We start from the raw sequence: 3,288 nt of genomic DNA, 5'->3' as shown, positions 1-3,288 counted from the left end.
GGCGCGCAGCAGCGCGTCGGAGTGGATGGCGGCGACGGTGAAGCGGGTCGCGCCGTCCCCGGCCGGCTCCTGGGCCGGTGCCCCGGGGAGATCGTCCGGCGGGGTCGCGCCGGGCGGTCCCTCGGCCTCGACGATGGTCTTGGGGCCCCGCAGGTCGGGAAGCGTGTCGCCGGTGACGGGGACGAGGGTGCCGTCGTCCTCCAGGCGGTACGAGGCGTTCGCTGCGTCCGCCAGCCGGCGCGGGTCGTGGTCGACGTAGACGACGGTGCCGCCCGCGGCCACCCGGTCGGCGACGGCCCGGTCCAGGATGGACCGGGCGCCCTGGTCGAGCCCGGTCCACGCCTCGTCGAGGACGAGGAGTTCCGGCGCGGCCAGCAGGGCCTGGGCGACGGCGACCTTCTGCGCGGTGCCCTTGGACAGCTCGGTGAGATGGGTCTCGGCGTGCTCGTCGGCGCCGAACCGGGCCAGCCACTCGGCGGCGGAACGGGCCGCCTCCGGTTTGCGCATGCCGTGCACGCGTCCGATGTGGGTGAGGTAACGGATCGTGGTGAACGGCAGGTTGGGCGGGAAGCGTTCGGGGACGTAGGCCGTGCGCGGACGGCCGGTGACGCGCCCGGTGGTCGGCGCGTCGATTCCGGCGATCAGCCGCAGCAGGGTGGACTTGCCGGAGCCGTTGCCGCCCTCGAAGCGCAGCAGGGAACCGGCGGGCAGTTCGAGGTCGACATCGTGCAGGACCCACGGCCCGCCGAGGCCGTAGCGCCTGCCGACACCTCGCAGCTCCATGGACATCGCGGACGTACCTCCGGGCCGGGCGGTGCCGCCCAGGGGCGGCGCGCTCTGCGCGGCGCGGCATCGAACGAGTCGTTCCGCACGGTGCTCGCGGCGCCTGTGCGCGGCACCGTACCGCAGCCCGGGCCGCCGGACGGAACCCGCCGGCCGTGAAAACCGTCCGCCGCCTCCGCCACGGCGGCGGCCCGGGAGGGGCCCGGGAGGGGCCCGCTCCCGGGCGGGCGGGGGCCCGGCAGCCGGTCCGGCGCCGGTGCCGGACGCCGGTCGGCACTGGTACCGGACGCCGGTCCGGCGCCGGTGCCGGACGCCGGGACGGACGCCGGGACGACGCCGGTCGGACGACTGAGGAACGCCGGGGCGGACGTCGGAGGAACGCCGGGCGGACGCCGCTCGGGTGCCGCTCGGGGGCGGCGGGCCGAGGGTGGGCGGCGTACGGCGGTGGGTGGCGCACCCGGTGGCCGCGTACGGCGGCCGAGTACGGCGGTGGGCCGCCGTGAGCCGCGTACGGCAGCCGCGTACGGCGGCGGTGGGCCGCGTACGGCTTCCGGTTCGGCTTCCGGTTCGGCTTCCGGCCGGCGGATCGGGTCTCTGCTCGGCGGGGTCGGCGGACCGCCTTCGGGGCGGCGGGGTCGGCGGACCGCCTTCCGGTCGGCTTCCGGTCGGCTTCCGGTCGGCGGGGCGCCGCCGTTCAGCCGGACGTCGTCTTCGGCGCGGTCGTCTCGCTGGGCCGGACGATGACGAAGCCGTCGCCGTCGAGCCGGAGTTGCACCGCTTCGCCCGAGCCGCCGCGGATCATCGAACCGACGCTCTGCGAGCGGTGCAGCGACGTCTGGAGCTGGGCGCTCCAGCCGACGACCGCGTCGGTGTCGACGAGGACGGGGGCCTGCGGGGAGACGGGGATGACGATGGGCTGGCCCTCGCAGAACACGGCCAGCCGGCCCTGCCCGCTGAAGACGCTGTTGAAGAGCCCTCCGCCGACCATGCCGGCGCCCTTGACGACCTTTATCTCGTAGCGGAGGCCGGGGTCGAAGCACAGCACGTTGCGCCCGTTGACGGTGAGGGTGTCGCCCTGGGCGAAGTCGATGATGAAGCAGTTGGCCGCCTCGTGGGCGAACCAGGCCTCGCCCTGGCCGCGGACGGCCATCAGCGCCAGCCCCTCACCGGTCACGGCGCGCTTGAGGAAATTCCCCACGCCCTGGCCCTGCTTCTCGAACTGGAGGTTGCCGCGGAAGGCGATCATCGATCCCTGACGGGCGTAACACTCGCCGTTCACGACGTACTTCACCGCCTTCGCGTTCTGCAGGACCATTCCGGGCGCCGTGGCCGGCTGGACCATGTTCTCGGAGGCGAAGAGATCACTGTGCATGGCCGTATGCTCCCCCGGAACCGAGCGGTCCGCCAAGACGCCACGAGCCGCCGCCGCGGCCGGCGCGAAAAGCCACGCCGGACATTCCGCCGGACACCGGCCGGGCATCCCGCTGAACATCCCCGCCCCGCGGCACGTATTCCTGCGCGACGCCGACGGGCCGGGCGCCCGGCCCTCGGCGGCATCCGTCACGCCCCACCGTCCAGTCCGCCCCGGCCGCAGTGCCCCGGCCGCTCCCGTACGACGGCCCGGTCACCGAATCCGCCCCTCGCGCCCTGCGAGTGCGCCGCCCCAGCAGGAGACCTCTTTGCGACGCATCAACGGAACAAGCCTGATCCTCCTGGCAATCGCCGCGACCGTCGGTGTGCTGATCTTCCCGATCTGGGCCTACGAGGACCGGTCGGGCACCGGGCTGGCGAACCTGGAAGCGGAGACCGTGTCGACGGACTGGGGCCCGCTGACGGCCACCGACCGCGACTTCCTCGTGAAGGTGCGGCTCGCGGGCCTGTGGGAGCTGCCCGCCGGCCAGCAGGCGATCGAGCGCGCGCCGACCCGGGCCGTCCGGGACGCGGGCGACCACCTCGTCGTCGGCCACACCGACCTCGACAGGCGGGCGCGCGACGTCGGCGCGAAACTGGGCGTCGAGCTGCCCAACCAGCCCACGTCGCAGCAGCAGGGGTGGCTGAAGGAACTGACGGCCGCCGAGGGCACCGAATACCAGCGGAAGTTCGCCAACATCCTCCGGGTGGCGCACGGCAAGGTCTTCGGGCTCATCGCGCAGGTACGGCACAACACCCGGAACACGCTGATCCGGGAGCTGGCCGACGCCGCCAACGTCACGGTGCTGGACCACATCACCATGCTGGAGAAGACCGGCATGGTCGACTTCGACGCGATCGCCGCCGAGGAGGCGGGGGCCGCGACCGCCAGCCCGTCCGGTCCCCCGCCGCCGTCCTCGTCGGTGATCCCCTCGCCGGTGCCGGTGCAGCCGGGCCCCGGAGCGAGCGTCACCTCGCGGCCGTCCGCGGCCCCGCCCGCCGGGGACGGCGGAGCCACGGGCGGCGGCAACGCCGACGGCGGACAGCCGGCCGGTTCCGCCCCGTAGACCCGCGCCCGCCGGCCCGCGGGCGCGG

General features: G+C 74.8%; 3 protein-coding genes. 1 reads left to right on the top strand and 2 read right to left on the bottom strand.

Annotated elements, in window-relative coordinates; all coding sequences use genetic code 11:
• Both GCU69_RS04200 and GCU69_RS04195 read right to left on the bottom strand, forming a co-directional pair.
• Window positions 1-783 (bottom strand): ATP-binding cassette domain-containing protein (locus GCU69_RS04200; protein ID WP_156205156.1); only part of this gene is annotated, 783 nt, incomplete at its 3' end.
• Between the two features lie 694 nt (window positions 784-1,477).
• Window positions 1,478-2,155 carry an AIM24 family protein gene (locus GCU69_RS04195; RefSeq protein WP_156205155.1) on the bottom strand — a complete coding sequence of 226 codons (678 nt, stop codon included), beginning with the start codon at window positions 2,153-2,155 and terminating at the stop codon, window positions 1,478-1,480.
• A gap of 307 nt (window positions 2,156-2,462) precedes the next feature.
• Between GCU69_RS04195 and GCU69_RS04190 the strand changes: the two genes are divergently transcribed.
• The gene (locus tag GCU69_RS04190; protein ID WP_176604519.1) at window positions 2,463-3,260 is read left to right on the top strand and encodes a DUF4142 domain-containing protein; all 798 of its coding nucleotides are present in this window, start codon (window positions 2,463-2,465) and stop codon (window positions 3,258-3,260) included.
• Window positions 3,261-3,288 lie beyond the last annotated feature (28 nt).

The sequence above is a fragment of the Streptomyces lycii genome, assembly GCF_009735685.1.
GTDB classification, from domain to species: Bacteria; Actinomycetota; Actinomycetes; order Streptomycetales; family Streptomycetaceae; genus Streptomyces; species Streptomyces lycii.
Note: the sequence above shows the minus strand (reverse complement) of the source record. Positions and strands in the feature narration are given on the sequence as shown.

Coding starts and splice junctions, on each gene's coding strand:
- GCU69_RS04195 (WP_156205155.1), bottom strand. CDS start 2,155: ATGCACAGTGATCTCTTCGCCTCCGAGAACATGGTCCAGCCGGCCACG.